The sequence below is a fragment of the Gordonia sp. 135 genome (assembly GCF_009720185.1).
GTDB classification, from domain to species: domain Bacteria; phylum Actinomycetota; class Actinomycetes; order Mycobacteriales; family Mycobacteriaceae; genus Gordonia; species Gordonia alkanivorans.
Genome location: NZ_CP046257.1, coordinates 1,151,175 through 1,167,446 on the forward strand (window position 1 = coordinate 1,151,175; position 16,272 = coordinate 1,167,446).

Consider the following 16,272-nt stretch of genomic DNA (forward strand, 5'->3'; position numbering starts at 1 on the left):
CGCGTGAGGGTCGTGGCCGGTGTGCCGGTCCTGTTCGCCGGACTGCTGGTGAGCTGGTTGCTCGCCCGCCCCGACGGACCCGACACGGTCGCACTGCCCGCGACCCTCGCGCTCGGCGTCTCGGTCGTGGTACTCGGCCTCGGGCTGCTGCCGACGGTCGACGCCGAACCGGCGTCGACCTGGATCGGTGCGCTCGCCGGTGTCTGGGTGGTGGCGACGCTGATCAGCGCCTGGGTGCGTACCGCTGACAGGTCCGGCAAGGACGTGTTCGACGTGAGTGCCGCCGACTTCGGTGAGGTCCTGACCTCCGGTGCCTCTGAGATGGTCGCGCTGGTCACGGGCTTGCTCATCGTCATGTGGGCGGTACTCGACCTGTTGACCGCCGTCGAGGTCCCGGTTCTGGTGGTCGGAGCGCTCGCAGCGATCGGTGTGCTGGCCACCGCGATCGCCGGTCACGCCGGCAACAACGCCATCGGCCCGTTCCTCGTCGGCGCGCATGCGCTGGCCGCCGCCTGGTGGTGCGGACTGCTCGCCGCGATGGTCCTCTCCGTGCGCGGCCGGTCCGGGTGGGCGCGCAGCCTGCCGGTTTTCTCGCAGCGGGCGCCGTGGGCGGTCGGGGTGATCGCGGTGACCGGCGTGGTCGCCGCACTGACCGAGATCGACGGTCTGTCGGCACTGGTCACCACCGGTTACGGGCGGATTCTGGTGGCGAAGGTCGTGATGCTGGCGGCGTTGGTGGGAGTCGCCGCCTGGCATCGACGACGCTGGGTGCCTGCCGTCGAGCGCCATCGCCAGACCGAGACCGCGTCCATCCGGAACGCCGTCGTCGAACTGATGCTGATGGCCGCCGTGCTGGGTCTGGCCGCCGGATTGTCGGCGACCGCACCCTGACGGACGCGCCCTACTTCAACGCCCGCGACTGATCCCAGATCGCGAGCAGCTCGTCGATGATGTCGGTGGCCATGTGCAGCGTGCTGAGGTGGCTCTCGCCGGGCAGCTCGAACAGCTTGGCGTCGGGGAGCAACGACACCATGTGCTGGCCGTGTGCGTACGGGATGATGTGGTCGTGGTCGCCGTGCCACCAGCGCACGGGCACTCCGACGTCGGAGACGCGGAATCCCCAGTCCTTGGCGAAGACGACGACATCGGCGAACGGTGCCTCCATCGCGCGGCGCCCGCCGTGGAGCAGGTCGTCGAGGAACATGGCCCGGAACTCGGGGCGCGCCAGCAGCTCTCGGTCGGCTTGAGGGGAGAAGTGACCGTAGACGGTGATGGCGGGTTCGGCGATCGGTCGTGCGAAGCGGAGTGCGGTGCTCACGATCTGCCCGATCTGCGCCCCCGCGACATCGACCGCCGGCGCCAGGAACGAGCCGAGCTTCATCGCCCCGCCGGGGATGCGGTCGGGTCCGACGGTCGGGGCGACGCCGCCGAGGATGCCTGCGGCGACCACCCGGTCGGGCATCGCGTGCGCCACTCCGAGTGTGTACGGTCCGCCGCCGGAGAGGCCGATGATGGCGAACTCGTCGATACCGAGTGCTTCGAGCACGGTCTCGAGGTCGGGGGCGAAGGCGGCGATGTTCTCGTACCGGTGCGGCGTCGACGACCCGACGCCCGGTCGGTCCAGCCCGATCAGGCGAACCCCCCGCTCAGCGGCATATCCACGAGCTTCGACGGGGATCTGGCGGCGAGCGCCGGGCGTCCCGTGGAGCCAGATGATGGCCCGTCCGGTAGCTGATCCGTATTCGGCGAACCCGATGCGACGATCACCGTCGGCCACGGCGATCGACCCCTCGATTTTCGGACGGGCGATGTCGATCATGTGACCAGCATCTCACGTAGCGTTGTATGCGTGATCCCCGAGTTTCTCAACGGCACCGCCAGAGCAGTCCGCCATGTCTTCTCGCCCCACCCGGCCACGGACATACCCAGAGGTCAGATGCTCGACCTGCCCGGCCGGGGACGCGCCTTCGTCACCGATTCGGGACCCCGCGACGCCCCGGCGGTGTTCCTGCTCCACTCGGTGCTGACCACCGGCCTGCTGTGCTGGTACCCGACGATCCCGGCGATCAACGACCGTTACCGGGTGATCACCCTCGACGCTCGCTGGCACGGCCGCGGCATCGAGTCCGAGACCTTCGACCTCCGGGACTGCGCCGACGACGTCGTCGCCGTCGCCGACGTCCTGGGCATCGATCGCTTCGTCGCCGCCGGCTTCTCCATGGGCGGCGGCATCGCCCAGCTGACGTGGCGTCGGCACCCCGAGCGGGTGTCGGGACTCGTGCTCTGCTCGACGGGCCCGTTCTTCAGCACCAACGACCCCAAGCACCGGAGGTCGTCGGAACGGACCGGCCGCATCCTGGCGCCGCTGTACCGGATGCTCCCGCGTGTCTCCGAGAAAAGCCTCAACAAGACGACGTCGCACACATCCATCTGGGCGCTGCGGCAGTTCTTCTCGACGCCGCTGTCGCACCTCGGTGAGTTCGGAAACGGTCTGGGGCAGTTCGACTCCCGCAGTTGGCTCCACGAGATCGATGTCCCGACCGCTGTCGTCGTGTCCACCCGCGACCGCGTCGTCGAACCGGAACGCCAGCAATTGCTGCTCGACGGCATCCCCGGGTCGCAGCGTTTCGAGGTCGACGGTGGCCACGCCTGCTGCGTACTCGGTGCGAAGTTCTTCATCCCGCCGTTCACCGAAGCCCTCGACGCGGTGAGCACCCATGCAGCGGTGGAGGGTTCGTCCGCGGGGTGACCGCCGCGCCACGCGGGAGGCCCAGTTTCACTATGGACTTGTCAATGATCGAACGCGGTCCCGGTTGATCACCGGGTGCGGAAGGTGCTGCGCGTGAGTCTGTGTCAGGCGGCGTCGTCGAGTCGCATGGTGCGTCGGTTGTAGGCGGGTAGGGGTCGGCGTCGGGGGTCGATGTCGGCGGGCGGGATCAGCCACGGGTGGCGGTCGAAGCCCATCATGATGTCCCAGCCGTTGTGGTGGACCCGGGTGTGGCACCGTTGGCAGAGTAGGCAGCCGTTGTCGAGGTCGGTGTCGCCGTCGTCGGACCAGTGTTGGATGTGGTGGACCTGGGTGTGCGAGGGTGGTGCGCCGCAGCTGATGCAGCATCGGTCGCGGATGATGATGGCTTTGCGGATATGTGCTGGGAACAGGCGTCGTTCGCGACCCATCGCCAGGGGCACGGTCTCTCCGTTGATGATGATCTCGGTGATCGTGCCGTCGCAGGACTGTTTCTGCGCGGTGGCCTGGGTGACCGACCCGGTCCAGGGCAGGAAGGCGGGATCACCACCGTCGGCGGGGATGGTCAACAGGGTCTGGGTACGTGGTGCACCGATGCTGTCCTGGGATGCACCTTGTGCTGCTTGGTCGAGGAGGATCTCGAGGGCGTCGACGCGTCGTTGATCGGGGGAGCGTCGGTCGTCGGCGCCGTCGGGCTCGGGACGCGGTACAGAGCGTTCGTCGATCATGGCGATGAACTTCTCGCCGACGGCCTGGGTCACGTTGGCGTGGATCTCGACGCGACTGTCGTCGGTCACGCTGTGTGACAGGGTGTCCAGGGATCGGTCGTCGGACGCGGGAATGCCGCCCTCGTCGTCGGCGATGGTGTTGCCGATGGTCTGGGCATGTTTCTGTATCTCGGTGGGTGTGGCACCGGACAGGGCTTGGGTGAGGAGTTCGGTTTCGTAGACCGTTCGGTCGTCGTCGGAAAGCTTTGTGGGTGACCGTTTCTCGATCGTGGCGATTCCCCGAACGACGGCATCGACGATCTCACCCGAGAGGCGCCCGTCGGCAGCGCACGCCTCGACCTTGCCCAGCGCCCCGAGACTGCCGGCGATACGCACCGAGCGTGTGGCGACCGCGGGTGGGAAACCCATCTCGATCAACAGTCGCTTGGTGGTGGAGCCGTGTCGTTCGGGCACCCCGAGCACATCGAGATTGGCTGTGTGCGAGCCGAGTTGGTGGTCCGCTGCGTTGCGGATCAGTCGGATCCACTCGATCTGGGCGAAAGTCTTTGCGCCGGTTGGGTCGTCGGCGGGTGGGGTGACCTCGGTGAGCTGGTCGAATATAGCTTCGAGCAGCGCCGCGGCGTCGGCCGTATCGGAGTCGGTCATGACAGCAACCTTCTTCCCTCTCAAGAGGATCTGAATCAGGTGGGGTGGGAACGTCATTGACTACTGCTCGGTCTTACGACTTCGTTGTCTTCATTTCTACATCAGGGGTCTGACAAGATTCTCGATCGGCTTCTTCGTCAGTAGATGGGCTCTTCGAATCGAGACATGACTCCTTTGTACACGAACGTACGTTCGACTGTCAGGTTTCTCCACAGCCTCTGGCCTGGCCAAAAAACCCGCGTGCCAGCTTCTTTCGGCCACATGAAGGATCGCCGCACCGCCGGTGAACAGAAACCTCACACGCAACAGATTCCGCGCATCTGAGCGCAACCGCCGAGCTATTCGACGACCGTTGTCGAACCCATCGGGTGGCTCATCCGCGGTGGTGATCGTCGACCTGCCGATCAGGGTTCCACCGTCGACGCCGTCGATACAGCGTTGACCGGCCTCGCCTGGCAGATCGTCCGTTCCAGCGAGAGCACCACGCGGTGACCGACCTCGACCAGGGTCGCGCCACGACGACGCTGCCCGACGACATGTCGGCGCGTCGGCCGCTGAGCCGGGTCCAGCGGGTGGGTCTGCTGATCGTGGCCGGAATGGTCGCCGGGGGCTTCGTGATCGACTGGCGCACAGCCCTGTCGGCGGTCCTGAGCATCTGTGCCGTCTACTTCGTGATCTCCAGTGTCGACAAGTTCGTCCTCGTCACCCGAGGTATGTCCGGACGCGGCGTCATCAGGGTGTCCGACGAGGAGGCCCGCGCCATCCCCGACGCCGAGCTGCCGGTGTACACGGTTCTGCTCCCCGTGTACGGCGAACCGGAAATCGTCGCCAATCTCGTCGTCGGCGTCGGTCAGATCGATTATCCCGCAGACAAACTCGACATCCTGCTGGTCCTGGAGAGTGACGATCACGCGACCCTCGACGCCATCGCGGATGCCGACCTCGCCGGCATCACCCCGGTCCTCGTGCCGCCGAGTGAGCCCCGCACCAAACCCAAGGCCTGCAATCACGCGATGAGCCTGCCGTCGGAGCGCAGCGAGCTCGTCACCATCTACGACGCCGAGGACATCCCCGATCCGCTGCAGCTCCGACGCGCCGCGGCGGTGTTCGCGGCCGAAGCGCCCGACGTTGCCTCCGTCCAGGCCCGCCTCGGCTACTTCAACGAACGGGACGACCTGCTCACCCGGTGGTTCGCCATCGAGTACGACCAGTGGTTCTCGTACATGCTGCCCGCGCTGAGTGCGTCGAAATGTGTGATCCCCCTGGGCGGTACGTCCAATCACATCCGCACCGAGGTGCTGCGGGAGGTGGGCGGCTGGGATGCCTTCAACGTCACCGAGGACGCCGACCTCGGTATCCGCCTCGCGCGCTTCGGATATCGCACGGTGGTCTTGGACTCGTTGACCGAGGAGGAGGCGAACGCCGACGTGGTGAACTGGGTCCGTCAGCGATCCCGGTGGTACAAGGGCTATCTCCAGACCTTCCTGGTGCATACCCGGCATCCCACCGCGATGGTCCGTGAGCTCGGGGTGGTGCCGACGCTGCGAATCGCGAACCTGACGGCGGGGATGCCGATCGCCAACACTCTCAACCTCGCGTTCTGGGCGCTGCTGCTGGTGGTTCGCGGGCAAACCCGATTTCATGCGCGGACTTTTCCCGGGCCCGGTGTTCTACCTGTGCCTCTTCATGTTCACGGTGGGGAATCTCGCGACCGTTCTGCTCGGCGTGGTCTCCGCCCGTACGCGAGGCAAGCCGTATCTGCTCGCTGCTGCTCTGCTCGTGCCCGGCTACTGGTTCCTGCAGTCGATGGCCGCGGTCAAGAGTATGGCGCAGCTCGTCTACAAGCCGTCCTACTGGGAGAAGACCGTGCACGGCCTGTCCGCCATGCCGGGAGTCTCGCGTCCGTCGAAAGGGGCCGGAAATGTCCAGCCGTAGAAGTGCTCGCCTGCTCCGCTTGTGGGGTGCGATGGCGCTCGTCGTCGCCTGCGGGGCCGTCGCCGCTCCGGCGGCTGCCGTGCCGGACGCGTCGACGACGTTGGGGTGGCGCCAGCTCGGTCTCGGGACGTCCGTGCAGATCGACGCGACGGATGCCCCGGTGAGCGTGAGTGTCCCGGTGCCCGAGGGCATGGCGCCGACGCGGCTGACCGGTGTGGTCGCCTCGGCGACCAACGTGAGCAACTCGTTCGTGCAGGTGGCGCGGGGCGACGGAACGGTCATCGGCACCATCGACGTCCCGCAATTCGGTCCGCAGCAGCTCAGTACGCCGTTCTCCGTACCGTTGACGCAGGTCCCGGTCGTCATGGGGCGCGCCGACCTCCGGTTGACCCTGCGCACCAACGACGCCGACGCCGTCTGCGGCCCCGACCCCGACGTCGCTCTCACGAACCTCGCGGTGTCTTTCGCCGGTGCCGCGCAGGTGCCCGGCGCCATCGCCGACGTCTTCGGATCGGTGATCAGCGGTGTGACCGTCTACGCGCCACGGAATCCGAGTCCCGCGGCAGCACACACCACGCTGGGGCTGGTCGCCGCGATCGCCGATCATTACCGGCCGCAACGGGTCTCGATCGACGTCGTCGACACCCCGGACGGACCGCTGCCGCGTGCGACGGACCCGCTCACTCGCGTTGTTGTGGTGCGTGAGCAGAGCGGTCCCGGAAGCATCCGGCTCGACGGTGCGGGCGGGCCGGACGCGACGCTCGTCGTCAGCGGCGATCGGTCCTCGCTGCCGGATCAGGTCGTGCTGTTCCGTGCCGGTCTCACCGGCCTGACGCAGACGTCGAGTGCGGTGGTGGAGTCCGGTGCGGACCGCAACATCCAGGGTTCGGACACAGTGACGTTCGGGCAGTTCTCCGACCGGCTCACGGCCGATGTCCTCGGAACCGCCACGCTGGTACCGGGTTTCGATCCGACCGCGTTGTCCCTGGGGAGACCCGGCCGGGTCAACGTGCACCTGCTCGCCCGCTACACGCCGGTGGTGCAGAACGAGCGCGCCAGCGTACTGGCGGTCAGCGGCGGTGAGGTGCTGCAGACGAGCGTCTTCGACGCGTCGGGCACACTCGACATCCGGTTCAGCATCCCGGCCGCGCAGGTGGCGGCCAACGAACCACTCGAGTTCGGGATCTCCTACGAACCGGCACCCGGGGCGTGCAACCCGCGGAGCGTCCTGATGACCTTCCAGATCGATCCGTCGTCGACCGCGTCGAGCGACACGACACCGGTTCGGTTGGGCGGCTTCTCGTCGATCCCGCTGGGCTGCCAACCGACGGTCCAGGTCGCGCTCGACGGCACCGACCCGGGCCAGCTCGACGCCGCGGCACAACTCATCGCATCGGTGCAGCGGTCGTCGGCGGTGGCGCTGTCGCCGGTTCTGGTGCCGATCGAGCAGGCGGTCTCCAGCCGTACAGGTGCCCTCGTGGTCGCGGATGCGGCGAACGCCGAGGCCCTCGACCCACCGATCAACACCGAGGACGCGGCGACCCTCGTCGACCTCCCCGCGCAGGTGCGGATCACGATCCCCGACGGGCTGGGCACGATCCAGGCTTTCGCCCAGAACTCGAGGAGCGTTGTGCTGGTGAGCACGTCGGGGTCCTGGGGCCTGGTCGACTCCATCTTCGCGTTCCTCGACGAGCAGGAAGGCGAGCTCGCCAATCTCCGCGGGGTTGTGCTCGTCGCGGGTCGCGCGGGGCAGACCGACCTGATGTCGATCAGGGCCGACGGTCCGCGCACCGAGATCGAACAGGTCGGGACCGGTTGGCTGACCTGGCTGGGTGTGAGCATCGCGGTGATCGCGGTCGCCGTTCTCGTCACCGCGGGCGCGACCGTGTATCGGCGACGAGTCGCGGGCCTTGGCGATCGTGACGACGACCGCACCCCATGACGATCGCGACCGCGGAACGCGCCCCGGCGGTCCCGGACCGCACGGTCGACATGCCAGTCCGACCCCGTGCGCGATTCACGCCGAAACAGCGTTGGGGGACAGTGCTGTTCGTCGTGCTTCTCGCCGGATACCTGGCGGTGGGCGTCTACCTGTATCTGGTGGTGGGGTTCATCAATCCCGACGCCAGCAGTCGGGTGGGCAATGCGGCGTTCACGATCTGGAGTCGTGACCCGCACCTGGGGGCCATCGGGTTCGTGTGGAATCCGTTGCCGAGTCTCGTCGAGATCCCCCTGGTGGAGCTCAGTGCGCACTGGCCGTTGAACCGGTGGCCGGAACTGCGGGGAGTCGGTTTCGCGGGGGCGGTGATGAGCGCGTTCTTCATGGCCGGTGCGGGTTGGCAGGTTCGGCGGATAGCGATCGACTACCGATGCGGTGCGGTGCTGCGCTGGTCGGCCGTCGCCGCCTTCGCGTTGATCCCGATGGTCGTGCTCTACGCCGGCATCGGGATGAGCGAGGCGCCGTTCCTGTTCTTCCTGCTGTGGGCGTGTCGTCGAATTCTGCTCTGGATCAACCGCTTCGCGATCATCGACCTGGTGATCGCCGGTGTGGCATTGGGATTGGCCTACCTGACCCGGTACGAAGCGCTGCCGGTGGCGGCGGCGGTGACACTCGGGGTGTTCGTGGTGTCGACCCTGCGCATCCGCAGTCGGAGCCGGGCCGGACGGGCCGCATGGCGAGCGGGTGTGCCGTTCGGGGTGCACGACGCCACGATCGTCGCACTGCCGGTGGCGTTCGCGGTCGTCCTGTGGGCGGTGTGCGGTTGGCTTCTCGACGGGAGCGCGTTCGCCCAGTTCTCGTCGCAGTACGGCAACGCTTCTCAGGGGGCCGCGGCCGGCATCATCTCCGTCGAGGACGTCGGCGCGGGACCGCTCGCGCAGGTGATCGCTGGCAACCTGCTCGGTATGCAGCCACTCCTACCCGCGGTTCTGGCGATCGTGGGTTGGGTCGCGCTCCGGTCGCGACGCCTCGACGCCGCGGTGGTCGGCGTGGTGTTCGGTTCGGTCCTGCTGTTCCAGATGTCGGCCGTGATCCTCGGCTCGACCTTCGGCTGGTTCCGCTTCTATATGGCGGCGACCCCGCTGGTCGTGGTCGCCGTCCTAGTGGTCTCCGGAAACTGCAGCAGCACAAGGAAGTCCCGGTCTTCCCGTTCGCTACACGTCAAAGCGATGTCGTTCCTCATGGCCGCGGTGCTGGCCACGTCGATCCCGGTCACCGCCACGTCGATGCTCAACCCGTCGCTGGGGAAGGAGGAGTACGGGCTGCGCTCGGCTTTCTGGCCGGACCGCTATCCGCCGTCGGGATTCTGGTTCTACTGGTTCGGCGAGGTGTCACGAAATGTCGCCGGCTGGTTCGACGACCAGAACCTGCCCGACGGTTCGGTTCTGGTCGACACCTTCGGGATCTCCCGGATCTGGCTCTTCTCCGATAGCCCGGAGCAGTTCGTCATCCGCAGTGACTTCGACTTCTTCGCGAAGCTCAATCAACCTGCGGCACGGGGTGTGCAGTACATCCTGCCGCCCCGGCCCACCGGTCTGGGCCGGCTCGACGCGATCAACGTCCGGTATCCGACGCTGTGGGACGACGGGGCGGGGATCGCCACGCTCGAGATGACCGTCACGAGTCCCAGCGGGACCCCGCAGTTCCGGATCTTCCGGATCGACGGTGGCTGAATCCACGAATCCGCGGAACCCGATCGGCGTTTCACTGTGGAGTTGTCAAGGTACGGATGCGGTCCCGGCTATGCCGGGTGCGGAAGGTGCTGCGCGTAAGTCTGTGTCAGGCGGCGTCGTCGAGGCGCATGGTGCGTCGGTTGTAGGCGGGTAGCGGGCGGCGTTGCGGGTCGATATCGGCAGGCGGGATGAGCCAGGGGTGGCGGGCGAAACCGATCATGATGTCCCAGCCGTGGTGGTGGACCTGGGTGTGGCAGCGCTGGCAGAGCAGGCAGCCGTTGTCGAGTTCGGTCTCACCGTCGTCGGACCAGTGCTCGATGTGGTGGACCTGCGTATGCGATGGTGGCGCACCGCATTTGATGCAGGTCTCGTCGCGGATGATGATCGCTCTGCGCAGGTGCGCAGGTGCGCAGGTGCGCTGGGAACAGGCGTCGTTCGCGGCCCATCTGTAGCGGCACGGTCTCGCCGTCGATGATGACCTCGGTGAAGGTGCCGTCGCAGGACAGTTGTCGGGCGATGGCATGGGTGACAGATCCTGTCCAGGGGAGTGTGGCTGGGTCGCCGGTAGCCGGGATGGTCATCACGATGTGGGTGCGGGGTGTCCCGATGGTGTCCAGCGTCGCACCCGCTGCGGCTTGATCCAGCAGCACCTCGAGGGCGTCGGCGCGGATCTGGGTTGCCGAGCGGCGGTCGGGGGAGCCGTCGGGTTCGGGACGTGGGACGCTGCGTTCGTCGATCATGGCGATGAACTTCTCACCCACACTCTGGGTCACGTTGGCGTGGATCTCCACCCGGTTGTCGTCGGTGACGTGGTGCGACAGCATGTGCAGGGCGCGGTCGTCGGACGTCGGGATGCCGCCCTCGTCGTCGGCGATGGTGTTGCCGATGATCTGAGCGTGCTTGAGAACCTCGGCAGGTGTGGCACCGTAAAGGGCTTGGGCGAGCAGGCCGGACTCGTAGACCGCCCGCTCGTCGTCGGAAAGTGCTGTGGGTGAACGTTTCTCGATGACGGACATACCACGCACGATCGCGTCGACGATCTCGCCCGAGAACCGTCCGTCGGCGGCGCAGGCCTCGACCTTGCCCAGCACTCCGAGACTGCCGGCGATGCGAGTGGTGCGCGTCGACACCGCGGGTGCGAACCCCATCTCGATCAGCAGCTTCTTGAGGGTCGACCCCGCCTTCTCTGCAATATGCAGATCGTCGAGGTGTGCTGCGTGCGTGCCGATCTTGTGATCGGCCAGGTTACGGACCAATCGGAAGAACTCCAGCTGTGAAAACGTCGCGCGGCCAGTGGGATCGTCCGTGCGTGGAGTGATTCCGGCGAGTTGGTCGAGGAGGGATTCGAGAGGTGCCATGAATCCTTTGTACACGAACATATGTTCGACTGCACGAAGAAAGTCCATGACAGTTGTCAGCGAGTTACCGCTGCTCGCAATCTATTTCACGCCTGCGAAAGAAATGATGCAACACCAGTGAACAGTAATCCCAGAAGTAACAAGATCTGTGGATAAATGACGATCAATCCACAGAATAGCGATACATCGAACTAGGAAATCCGGGGTAGGACCGAACTCGCCGATCCCGGTAGTGCGCGGAGAGCGCTCGACTGATCACCTTTGGTCGGGTTCGGTCTCGTGCGCACAGTCTGTGAAGCGGCAGTGCTGCGAGAGGTCGTGGATCGCGGGTAGCGAGGCAGCGATCCTGTATCGCCGTCCCACATCCCGACGCCCCGGAGCTCATACGTATCGATGAGCGTCGCGCCACCTCCGCTGGCCCATGCCAGAGCCGGCAGGCTTTCCACTCGGCCGAGGCCGACCGTGTCCGCCGCCACGACGGTGTCCGCATTGGCGGCAAGGACCTGCTCCGCAGATCGTCCCGAGCGGGCGGCGCGTCGAGCAGGACCGGTGCGCGGCAGTCAGGTCGACGGGGCGCGTGCACGGGAATTGCGCGTAGCGCTGCAGCCGGATCATCGGTGGGTGCTCGCGGCTACCGTCCGCCCGAATCCGGGGCGACTCGGCGATGGTCCATCACGACGTAGGGGGTTCGGCGCGAAACGCGTTCACCGATCCGGTGGCTCATCGCCACGACTTTTTCTCAACCCGTGTACAAGGCGTACCGGGCGGCCGTTGAGTGGAGCAGTCGCCGCACACTCGGAGGATTCTGCAGCTGCGCGTCGATCACGGACTATGCACCTCGGCCGACAATCACGGCCGAACGTTCTACGAGAAAGCGTTTCGAGCAGGCCGTCGAGTGCGGCGGTGGTCCCTTCGCCTGGGGAGTGCGGCGTAGGAGCTGATTGATGCGGCGCTCGATCGGAGAAGATCTACGCCTGAACCTCAAAAGCCTTGAGAACGGTCGTCGTCCAAATCTGCTGACCGGCGGCGCTCGGGTTGACGGTGTCCTTCAGCAGCGGCGCCAGCGCGGCGTCGTCGGTGGGGAAGGCGGAGTAGACGTCGATGACCTGGATGCCCTCGGCGTCCATGGCCGACGCGAAGCCCGCGGTCCGCTCACCGGTGTTCTTGCCCTGCGCCGGGCTCTGCTTGATCGCGACGAGGTCGGCGTTCGGGTATTGCTTGCGGAGCTGTGCGATGAGCGGCTGCAGCTGTTCGGCGAGCGGGGTCTCGGCATCCTGCGTATGTCCGAAATTAAGCAGGATTAAATCCGGCGTGACATCTGCAGGAATCATCTTGCCGAGATTCTCGACCGCGTAATTCGCATCTTTCCCGGAAGCGCTGGCATTCCAGAATCCGATCGGTCCGTTCGGGCCGTCGCCGAGCCCGACCATTGCGCCGTAATCATTGGTCGTGGTGTTCCAGAACTTGGTTGCCATCGGCCGCTGAAGGGTCTGGCTGATCGCGGTGCCGACCTTGGGTGCCCAGCCGTCGCGGGCGGCACCGGTCGAGTCGCCGAGCAGCACAATCGTTCTGGGCTCAGCCGCATGGGCCTTGGCGTCCTCGACGAAGGCGAGGGTGGCGGGCGGCTCGAGCGGGGTCGAGCTGGTGGGGGTCATCTGCGCCGCCGTGTCCGACGTCGGCGCGGTGCGGTTGCTCGACACGATGAGACCGACGACGAGGACCACTGCACACACGACCATGACGATCCATGCCCAGATCGGTGCAGAACCTGCAATGCGCTTCACGGCATTGAACATTTAACCAGTCTCCCAACCCACGATTCTCGTCTGGCGACTTTGTCACCATAGCGGCCATTTATCGGCCATGCGTGAGGCGTCAGGCTTCGTTTGTTTCAACAATTACTCGGTGCGGGCAGTCCGGCAACTCGGTCGCGGACCCAGGCCGCCATAGCGGGGCCGGGATCGACGATATGCCCTTGCAGTTCCTGTCGGTCACTCAGTACCCGATCTCCGCCATCGCACGCCCGCCTCAATGTGTCTTCCATCACATCGACTGGTACGACGTCGTCGGCGGCGCCGTACACCGCGAGGATCGGCACCTCGGTCGTGGTCCGGGGGAGGGCGTAGGCCGCGAGCCGGTCGTGCAGGGTCTGGGCGGCCTGCGGGGTCACGGCACCCAGAGAGGTGTTCTTGGGCACGGACAGCAATGACACCGCGGTGCGGTCGTATTTGCACTTCGGTACGGACGAGGTGTCCAGGGCGGAGAGGTGGTCGCCGGGCCTCACCGCCGGATCGGCCTGCGAGACTCCGTGCACGACCAGCGGATACAGGTGCTGCTGGGCTCGGGTGAGCGTGTTCTCCTGGGCTCGCGTTGCGAAGTACTGCGGGTCGAGCAGGGGTGCGACGGCCACGACACCCAGCAGCTCACCGCTGCCGCCCCCGTAGCCGCCGAACTCCTCGGCGGCCGACCAGACCGCCGCGCCACCTTGTGACCGGCCCGCGGCCAGCCAGCGAGGGCTGATGCCGAGTCCGGTGGACTGAGCCGCCCGAGCGGAGTCGATGACGTTGTATCCGGCGGTGACCGGTTCCAGGTATGGGTGCGGAGTTTGTTGTCCGGTGCGGGTGCCGAGTCCCTGGTAGTCGGTGGTGACCACTGCGTATCCCGCGTCGAGGAAATCTCGGACCGCGGTCAGGTCGCCGAACATGTCCGCCTGGTCCGACGGCGCGCAATCCGGAGTGATGCCGGTGGTTCCGTGCGCGTAGGCGATCAGCGGCCATCCGCCGGCCGGGGGAGTGGGCCCCGGAACGAACACCGCGCCACTCACATTCGTGGCCGAACCGTCGACCCCGGAGGTCGACCGGTAGACCAACCGCTTGGCGACAGTGCCGTTCGGCAATGACCACGCCTCAGGAATGTCGTCCGTCCGGACGATTTCGCCGCGCTGCTCGACGGCCTCCGCGCTCAGCTTCACCGACGTTGACGACGCCGTCGAACTGGACGCGCCCGCCGTCGAATCATCGTTCGATGTCGACGTACATGCGGCGATCCCCATCCCGAAAACGGACACGACGGCGACACACACGCCGACGGACCGCGCTCGGCCCCACCTGGATTTCACCTTGAAACGGTAACCCGTCCATTCCTGCGGTTTGCGTCGACGTATTGGTTGAATGATTCTGAGTGGGTGGAGCTGACTGTCGGGACCCGTACAACAGGTGCGTCGTCCGCTGACCGCTCCGGGCTCATCGACGACGAAGCGGCGGTTGCGAGCAGTGGTCGACGTCACACCGAACCGCCTGTGCTGCAGGATAATCCCCAGTTCGTCACCGCGCCGACCGACGACGAGGTCTACGAGTACCTCGGACCGCAGATGCGCTGGATTCAGCTGGTTCTGATCGCCGCATTTCTGCTGGTCTCTGTCTCACTTGTCGCATTTGCCTCCACCCATGTGTGGCTGACCCCGGTCCTTTTTGTCCTCGTTTTGAATGTGATCGGCAACACATTTTCTTTGTTAACCGGGATGAACAAACGACGGGTGACGTGGGCGTCGCATCAGGAACGCGTCACATCTTGGAATCCGCACGACGGCCGCTACCCGAGCGTCGATGTCTTTCTCCCGACGTGCGGCGAAAGCCTAGAGATCCTGCGGAACACCTACCAGCACGTCGTCGCGATGAACTGGCCCGGACGCCTGTCGGTCTTTGTGCTCGACGACGCCGCGCGCGAGGAAGTTCACGATCTCGCAGCGTCTTTCGGATTCGACTACGTCGTTCGTCCGGACAGAGGACACCTCCGCAAAGCGGGCAACCTCCGGAACGCGTGCAAGATCAGCCGCGGTGAATTGATCGTGATATTCGACGCCGATTTCTGTCCGCGCGCGGATTTTCTCGGACATTTGGTCCCCTATTTGGACGACCCGCAAGTCGCGATTGTCCAGAGTCCGCAATGCTTCGCGACCACCGAGTCGATGGGCTGGATCCAGCGCACCGCCGGCGCGACGCAGGAGTTCTTCTACCGCTGGGTGCTGCCCTCGCGCGATCGGATCGGTGCGGCCAACTGTGTCGGCACGTCGGCGGTCTACCGGCGCAGCGCGATCGAGCGCGTCGGTGGCTTCGCCGCGATCGAGCACAGCGAGGATCTACACACGGGACGTCACCTCCAACAGGCCGGCTACACGATCCGCTACGTGCCCGTGTTGCTGTCGCGCGGCCTGTGCCCGTCGGACCTCGCCGGCTTCCTCAACCAGCAGTACCGCTGGTGCCAGGGGACGCTGACGCGCATCCGCACCCGGTCGCTCCCTGAGGAGGCACGGAGCTTGCGGAGTGCCGTCACGAAGGGCGACCGCCCACAGTCGCAGACCCTCCGCCAGCGCATCGCCCGCTGGGCCGGTGTCCTGTACTACGTCACCACTGCGCTGAACGTCTTCCTGCTCTTCCTGCCCGGCGTCATCATGGCCGCCTTCTACCCCGAGGACGTCCGGCCCGTGCAGCTGGTCCCGTTCTTGCTGGGCCTGTGGGTGTACGTGGTGCTGTTCCCGCTCGTGTCGCGCACGCGCTGGCGTTTCGAGGTGCTGCGCATCCAGATGGCGTACAGCTACGCGCATGCGGTGGCGATCTGGCACAAGATCATCGGCCGGGAGATCGGCTGGGTGCCAACGGGTGTGATCGGCAGGTCGAATTCGTTGGCCCGTTCCATCGCCTGGCTCGGTGCGACGGTGCTCGGGGCGTCGTTGCTGGCGTTCTGGGTGTTCATCGTGCGGGACGTGATGGTGTACGGGCTCGCCCAGTTCTGGATGATGGTCGGGCTGGTGCTGGCCTACACGTATCTGGCGTTGCCGCTGTTCGTCGAGTTCGTGAAGATCCTGATCCCGCGGCGTCGTAGCAGCAGCGCGGAAGTCGAACCGGAGGACATCGACGCGAACGATGCCGCCACCGACTACGACGACGCCGAGACGGTGCAGTTGAGGAAGATCGACCCGAAGGAGATCGCCTCATGACGCCGTTCGGTCCCGCACCCGACGACGCCCGCCCCGCAGCCACTCCCAAACGCCCGACCCCGACCAACTGGAACCGCATCTCGGTGTGGGAGGTCATCGGGTACACGTGCGTGATCCTGTTCATCGCGGCGATGGCGCTCGGTTGGTTCGATCTCATGCTCCCGTGGGACACGAAGTGATCGGCCGGGCGAG

The 16,272-nt window shown here is 66.2% G+C and carries 10 protein-coding genes and 2 pseudogenes; 7 read left to right on the plus strand and 5 right to left on the minus strand.

The annotated features are described in order from the left end of the window. The first annotated feature begins 3 nt into the window (after positions 1 to 3). The gene (locus GKZ92_RS05275) at positions 4 to 891 is read left to right on the plus strand and encodes a copper resistance D family protein (protein WP_155225055.1); all 888 of its coding nucleotides are present in this window, start codon (positions 4 to 6) and stop codon (positions 889 to 891) included. A gap of 10 nt (positions 892 to 901) precedes the next feature. Here GKZ92_RS05275 and GKZ92_RS05280 read toward each other — a convergent pair whose 3' ends face one another. Further along, complete coding sequence (locus GKZ92_RS05280) at positions 902 to 1,819, minus strand: alpha/beta fold hydrolase (RefSeq protein WP_127963643.1); 918 nt, start codon at positions 1,817 to 1,819, stop codon at positions 902 to 904. Positions 1,820 to 1,849: 30 nt separating this feature from the next. Between GKZ92_RS05280 and GKZ92_RS05285 the strand changes: the two genes are divergently transcribed. Beyond that, positions 1,850 to 2,749, plus strand: coding sequence for an alpha/beta fold hydrolase (locus GKZ92_RS05285; RefSeq protein ID WP_196222031.1), 900 nt, complete (start codon positions 1,850 to 1,852; stop codon positions 2,747 to 2,749). A 104-nt stretch (positions 2,750 to 2,853) separates the two neighbouring features. On the opposite strand, the gene GKZ92_RS05290 is transcribed toward GKZ92_RS05285, so the two are convergent. Further along, a complete protein-coding gene (locus GKZ92_RS05290; RefSeq protein WP_075862930.1) occupies positions 2,854 to 4,119 on the minus strand; it encodes an HNH endonuclease in 1,266 nt (421 codons plus the stop codon). 536 nt (positions 4,120 to 4,655) lie between these two features. Between GKZ92_RS05290 and GKZ92_RS05295 the strand changes: the two are divergent. The 3 genes and pseudogenes from GKZ92_RS05295 (at position 4,656) to GKZ92_RS05305 (ending at position 9,726) form a co-directional block, all read left to right on the plus strand. After that, positions 4,656 to 6,054 (plus strand): annotated as a pseudogene (locus tag GKZ92_RS05295) (glycosyltransferase family 2 protein). Next, the gene (locus GKZ92_RS05300; RefSeq protein WP_075862929.1) at positions 6,041 to 7,996 is read left to right on the plus strand and encodes a hypothetical protein; all 1,956 of its coding nucleotides are present in this window, start codon (positions 6,041 to 6,043) and stop codon (positions 7,994 to 7,996) included. Before GKZ92_RS05295 ends, GKZ92_RS05300 begins: the two are co-directional and overlap by 14 nt. After that, positions 7,993 to 9,726 carry an ArnT family glycosyltransferase gene (locus GKZ92_RS05305; RefSeq protein ID WP_084813157.1) on the plus strand — a complete coding sequence of 578 codons (1,734 nt, stop codon included), beginning with the start codon at positions 7,993 to 7,995 and terminating at the stop codon, positions 9,724 to 9,726. The genes GKZ92_RS05300 and GKZ92_RS05305 overlap by 4 nt, the downstream gene beginning before the upstream one ends. Before the next feature lie 106 nt (positions 9,727 to 9,832). Here the strand turns inward: GKZ92_RS05305 and GKZ92_RS05310 are convergent. The 3 genes and pseudogenes from GKZ92_RS05310 to GKZ92_RS05320 form a co-directional block, all read right to left on the minus strand. Beyond that, positions 9,833 to 11,084 (minus strand): annotated as a pseudogene (locus GKZ92_RS05310) (DUF222 domain-containing protein). Positions 11,085 to 12,052: 968 nt separating this feature from the next. After that, positions 12,053 to 12,880 carry an SGNH/GDSL hydrolase family protein gene (locus tag GKZ92_RS05315; protein ID WP_035753212.1) on the minus strand — a complete coding sequence of 276 codons (828 nt, stop codon included), beginning with the start codon at positions 12,878 to 12,880 and terminating at the stop codon, positions 12,053 to 12,055. 95 nt (positions 12,881 to 12,975) lie between these two features. After that, the gene (locus tag GKZ92_RS05320) at positions 12,976 to 14,202 is read right to left on the minus strand and encodes an alpha/beta hydrolase (RefSeq protein ID WP_442903326.1); all 1,227 of its coding nucleotides are present in this window, start codon (positions 14,200 to 14,202) and stop codon (positions 12,976 to 12,978) included. A gap of 66 nt (positions 14,203 to 14,268) precedes the next feature. Between GKZ92_RS05320 and GKZ92_RS05325 the strand changes: the two genes are divergently transcribed. Next, positions 14,269 to 16,080, plus strand: coding sequence for a glycosyltransferase family 2 protein (locus GKZ92_RS05325; RefSeq protein ID WP_155225057.1), 1,812 nt, complete (start codon positions 14,269 to 14,271; stop codon positions 16,078 to 16,080). Next, on the plus strand, positions 16,077 to 16,259 hold the full coding sequence (locus tag GKZ92_RS05330; protein ID WP_139319549.1) for a cellulose synthase (UDP-forming), glycosyl transferase family 2: 183 nt from the start codon (positions 16,077 to 16,079) through the stop codon (positions 16,257 to 16,259). The genes GKZ92_RS05325 and GKZ92_RS05330 overlap by 4 nt, the downstream gene beginning before the upstream one ends. Positions 16,260 to 16,272: the final 13 nt, after the last annotated feature.